The 4,564-nt window shown below is 66.4% G+C and carries 5 protein-coding genes and 1 pseudogene; 2 read left to right on the top strand and 4 right to left on the bottom strand.

Going from position 1 to position 4,564, the window contains the following annotated elements; translation table 11 throughout:
• The first annotated feature begins 710 nt into the window (after positions 1-710).
• On the top strand, positions 711-1,022 hold the full coding sequence (gene ppnP / locus ON37_RS12205) for a pyrimidine/purine nucleoside phosphorylase (protein ID WP_040719200.1): 312 nt from the start codon (positions 711-713) through the stop codon (positions 1,020-1,022).
• A 194-nt stretch (positions 1,023-1,216) separates the two neighbouring features.
• Here ppnP and ON37_RS12200 read toward each other — a convergent pair whose 3' ends face one another.
• Positions 1,217-2,092, bottom strand: a complete 876-nt coding sequence (locus ON37_RS12200; RefSeq protein WP_040719199.1) for an NmrA/HSCARG family protein — start codon at positions 2,090-2,092, stop codon at positions 1,217-1,219.
• A gap of 127 nt (positions 2,093-2,219) precedes the next feature.
• Here ON37_RS12200 and ON37_RS12195 point away from each other — a divergent pair, with 127 nt between their 5' ends.
• Positions 2,220-2,816: a TetR/AcrR family transcriptional regulator gene (locus tag ON37_RS12195; protein WP_040719198.1), complete on the top strand. Its 597-nt coding sequence runs from the start codon at positions 2,220-2,222 to the stop codon at positions 2,814-2,816.
• Between the two features lie 36 nt (positions 2,817-2,852).
• Here ON37_RS12195 and ON37_RS34120 read toward each other — a convergent pair.
• From ON37_RS34120 to ON37_RS12185, 3 genes and pseudogenes are all read right to left on the bottom strand, one after another.
• Positions 2,853-2,993: pseudogene (locus ON37_RS34120) on the bottom strand (type II toxin-antitoxin system death-on-curing family toxin); the annotation flags it as partial.
• Entirely contained in the window at positions 2,990-3,187 is a 198-nt protein-coding gene (locus tag ON37_RS31735) for an antitoxin Phd (protein ID WP_083892933.1), read from the bottom strand. The gene ON37_RS31735 and the pseudogene ON37_RS34120, both read right to left, overlap by 4 nt.
• 146 nt (positions 3,188-3,333) lie before the next feature.
• Positions 3,334-4,560 carry a cytochrome P450 gene (locus ON37_RS12185; protein WP_040719202.1) on the bottom strand — a complete coding sequence of 409 codons (1,227 nt, stop codon included), beginning with the start codon at positions 4,558-4,560 and terminating at the stop codon, positions 3,334-3,336.
• Positions 4,561-4,564: the final 4 nt, after the last annotated feature.

Below are 4,564 nucleotides of genomic sequence, written 5' to 3'. Positions count from 1 at the left end.
TCGACAACGCGTGCAGCGCGACCGCGTCCGGTTTGGCCGACTCGCCGACGCCGGCGGCGGTGGTGATGGCCGCGACCGCGGCGGCCGCCGCTGCCACGGCACCGGCGGTACGAACGACTGACGTGACCGACTTGCGGCGCACGGATTTCGAAGACATGCGATGTGATTCCTTGTTCTCGACCGTTCGGCCGGGCTCGGGCATGCGGCGGGCAGCGCGCGACCAGACGGGTTCGCAACGAACTCGCCTCTGCACGAGGTGCTGTGGGATGACTTGATCTGGAACGGCCGAACTACCGCAGGCGCCGCGATGTGCCGCGCCTCGACATATGTCAGGCGTACGTCCTGCCGCACTCGGTCCGCCGACGGGGTTTCGCTCCGGCGGCGCGGCCGATCATGACGAGGGTTTCAATTGGGAGACACGAATGCGCGAGGCGCATTACACAACCGGATCGGGCGAGCCGGTTATATATCAAGACGATAACGGGCACGCATCACCGGTGCAACGAACACACTTTCGAAAGCAGGGCGCGTACACCGAACTTTTCCCCGGACGACCGGGAGATCCTCGCTAAACTGTGCGTTCTCACACAGTTGGGGATCTGTCTCGCGGATCACGTTCAGATCACGAGACCGCGGCCCGAGCCCTCGGACGGAGCGCGGAGGTGGCGACAGTAGGCTGGCCACTCCACATCACCTCCGGGAAAGAGATCATGTCGCAGTTCGAGAACGTCAGCGTGGCCACCAAGGCGAATGTGTACTTCGACGGCAAGTGCGTGAGCTACAGCCTCACGCTGCCCGACGGCACCGAGAAGTCGGTTGGCGTGATCCAGCCCGCGACCTTGACCTTCAGCACCGGAGCCCCGGAGATCATGGAGCTGGTGGAGGGCGAATGCGCCGTGACGCTGCCCGGCGAGACCGAGCCGACGACCTACCGCGGCGGGGAATCGTTCTCCGTCCCCGGTGACAGCTCGTTCGACATCGAGGTGGTGCAGACGCTGCACTACGTGTGCCACTACGGCTGAACCGCAGGGCGGACGTGGCTCGGACCCAGCCGGACCGAGCGAACCAACGAAATGACCGAGGGCCGCACGAGCGATCGTGCGGCCCTCGCGGCTTCGAGCTGCGCGACGGGCGGCGGCGAACCGACGGTCACCGGCTGACCGGCCCTCGGGCGATCATCGACGCCGGGCAGCGCGACGGCGCAACCCGGCGATGGTCACGCCCGCGTGTCGAGCACCGAGCGGATCAGCTTCGCCCCCTTGACCTCGAGCCAGTGCCCGAAGGTCATCAATCCCGGGTGCAGGGCACGCAGTTCCTGGACGTCGACGTCGGGGATGCTGCCGTCACCGCTGTTGAGCAATTCGTAGCCGCGAGCGAAGCGTTCGTTGATGCGGCGCAGTTCCTCGATCGGACGCTGAATGTAAGGGACCGTTCGCCCGACGGCGGCGCTGACCTGCGCGGCCACCTCGGGCGGGGTGAGCACGTCGCCGACCAGTTCCAGCGTCCGGCCGCGGTAGTCGTCCGGGTTCCGCAGCGCGAGGGCGGTGAACGCGCCGATATCGTCGAGCGCGATGAATTGCTGACGCACGTGCGCAGCGGCGGCGGTGCGTAGCGCGCCGTCGCGGATCCCGACCGTGTCGGACTGCGTGATCAGGTTCTCCATGAATGAACTCGGCCGCAGCACCGTCGCCGAGACACCCGACGCGGCGATGTATTGCTCGACTTCCCATTTGGTCGGCTGGCCGCCTCGGTCGGCACCGAGGCCCGAGCTGTAAACCATATGCGCCACACCGTATTTCACCGCTGCATCGGTGACGGCCTGGCCGGCCTTCACCTCGTCCTGCTCCGGGGCCAGCGGCCCGGGATGCATGCTGTACACGCCGTAGGCGCCGTCGACGCAGCGGTCGATCGTCGCGGGATCCTCCAGCGAGCCCGCGATCACCTGCGCGCCCGCCTGCGCCAGGCTCCGCGCCCGGTCGCTGTCCGGGCGGCGAGTCAACACCCGCACCCGCCACCCCTCGGCGAGCAGACGGTCGGCGACCGCCCCGCCCTGCTGCCCGGTCGCGCCGGTGACGAAAACAAGCTGCTCCATGTGCCCTCCGTAGGCGGATCTTCAGATACCGCGCCAACAAGCCGCAGTAAGCGGAGAAGAGTCTCCGTTTTGACCACTATACGGAGAGCATTCTCCGTTTCGCAATGGTCGCCGCTACGATCGAGCGATGGGTAACAACGCCGAGCAGGGTGGCAGGCCACTGCGCGCTGACGCGCGCCGCAACCGAGACCAGGTGCTGGCCGCCGCCCGGGAGATGCTCTCGGTGGACGGCTCGTCGGCGTCCTTCGACGAGATCGCGCGCCGAGCCGGCGTCGGCGTCGGCACCGTGTATAGGCATTTCCCCACCCGTTCCGCATTGTTCGAAGCGGTCGTCGTCGGCCGGGTGGAGGAGTTCACCGAACGAGCATGCCTGCTCATGGGCACCGATATCGCGCCGGAGGACGCGTTCTTCGACTACTTCACCCACCTCGTCGGCGAGGTCGCCCTCAACCAGGCCCTGTGCGAAGCGCTGGACGACGGCGACACGGCCGTCGCGATCCCCGACCGGCTCCGGCACGAGTTCATCCGGTCGTTCGACACTCTGCTCTCCCGAGCGAAAGAGGCAAGGGCCGTGCGACCCGACATCGATGTCGCCGACGCGCTCGACCTGGTCATCGGCGCCGCGACGGTCGAACGCCGCTCCCGGGCGCGCAACGCACCGAACCCTCTGATCGCCGTCGTGCTCGACGGCCTCCGCGTGCACAACCACCGAGCGTCGGCGTGACGGCCCCCTTTCCCGGGTCTAGGCCGCGTTGAGAAAGTGCGCCGCCTGGCCGAAGACGGTCGCCTGCGGACGAGCGACAGCGGCGTCCAGCAAGCCCCAATCCCCGATCTCCGCAGGATGCCCGAGAGCAAACGACGCGGCAGTCAGGACATCATCTCGAGTCAGGTATTCCGTCACGCGAGCCGCTTGTTCAACTCCGCTGACCGCTCAGCCACACGACGAGCCGCGTCACCGACACGAAGGGAGTGTTCACTACTGCTCGCCAGCACGGCGTCGTGAGCGAACGCCTTGAGGCTCACTCGCCGGGCGCTGGCAGCTGCACGCAGCGCTTCCATCTCGTCATCGGTGAATGTGAGGTTCAAAGCTGGCATCAACCCGTGGTACCTGAAACGGTACCGCTCCGGGTACCTGAAATGAAGTCACAAGGCCACCAACACGACCACCTGGGGAAACAAGCACCGAGGGCCGCACGAATGATCGTGCGGCCCTCGGCTTTCCCCAGCCCATTTCCCCGGGTCTAGGAGTATTCGACCTGCCAGTGTTTGATGCCGTTGATCCAGCCCGAACGCAGGCGCTGCGGGTCGGTGATCTGACGCAGGTCGGGCATGACGTCGGCGATGGCGTTGAACATCAGGTCGATTTCCAGGCGGGCGAGGTTGGCGCCGACGCAGAAGTGGGCGCCGGTGCCACCGAACGCCAGATGCGGGTTGGGGTCGCGCAGGATGTCGAATTCGAAGGGCCTGTCGAAGGCCGCCTCGTCGAAATTCGCCGAGCTGTAGAACAATCCGACCCGCTCGCCGGCCTTGATCAGTTGCCCACCCAATTCGACATCCTCGGTCGCGGTGCGCTGGAATGCGGTGACCGGTGTCGCCCAGCGCACGATTTCGTCGACCGCGGTGCGCGGGCGCTGCTGCCGGTACAGCTCCCACTGTTCCGGATGATCGACGAAAGCCTTCATCCCGTGCGTGATCGCATTACGGGTGGTCTCGTTTCCGGCGACCGCCAGCAGAATGACGAAGAAGCCGAATTCGTCCGACCCCAGCGCCTCGCCGTCGATATCGGCGCTGACCAACTGGCTGACGATATCGCCCGCCGGTTCCGCCCGGCGCGCCTCCGCCATATTCCAGGCATAGCCGAGAATTTCGGCGGAAGCGACCGCGGAATCGCCATACTCCGGATCGTCGTAATTGAGCATCTGATTCGACCAGTCGAACAGCTTGTGCCGGTCGTCCTGTGGGACACCGAGTAGTTCGGCGATGGCCTGTAGCGGCAGTTCACAGGCCACCTGTTCGACGAAATCGCCGCCGCCGGATTCCTTGGCGGCGCGTACGATTCGCTGCGCCCGCTCGGTCAGGGCCGCACGCAGGCTCTCCACCGCGCGCGGGGTGAAGCCCTTCGAGATGATGCGGCGGATCTTGGTGTGCTTGGGCGGATCCATGTTCACCAGCAGCGCACTGGTCACCGACAGTTGTTCGGGGGTGGCGAAGCCGGGCAAGCGGATGATGGAGCCCTTCGTCGCCGAGGAGAAGACGTCCGAGCGGCGCGAGACCTCCTTGATGTCCTCGTGCCGGCTCACCACCCAGTAGCCCGCGTCCTCGAACGGGTAGGCCTGCTCCGGGTTCTGGGCATTCCACCAGACCGGCGCGGTGCGCCGCAATTCCGCGAATTCGGAGACCGGGCTCCGCTCGGCCCACAGTCCCGGGTCGGTGAAATCGAATCCGGCCGGTATCGACGGAGCAGCCACAGTT

It is taken from the genome of Nocardia veterana NBRC 100344 (assembly GCF_000308855.1).
Classification (GTDB): domain Bacteria; phylum Actinomycetota; class Actinomycetes; order Mycobacteriales; family Mycobacteriaceae; genus Nocardia; species Nocardia veterana.
This window is presented reverse-complemented; position numbering and strand designations above follow the sequence as displayed.

Bases quoted from the DNA above. Each gene is read 5' to 3' on its own strand.
- ppnP (WP_040719200.1), top strand. From the start codon at position 711: ATGTCGCAGTTCGAGAACGTCAGCGTGGCCACCAAGGCGAATGTGTAC.
- ON37_RS12200 (WP_040719199.1), bottom strand. From the start codon at position 2,092: ATGGAGCAGCTTGTTTTCGTCACCGGCGCGACCGGGCAGCAGGGCGGG.
- ON37_RS12195 (WP_040719198.1), top strand. From the start codon at position 2,220: ATGGGTAACAACGCCGAGCAGGGTGGCAGGCCACTGCGCGCTGACGCG.
- ON37_RS31735 (WP_083892933.1), bottom strand. From the start codon at position 3,187: ATGCCAGCTTTGAACCTCACATTCACCGATGACGAGATGGAAGCGCTG.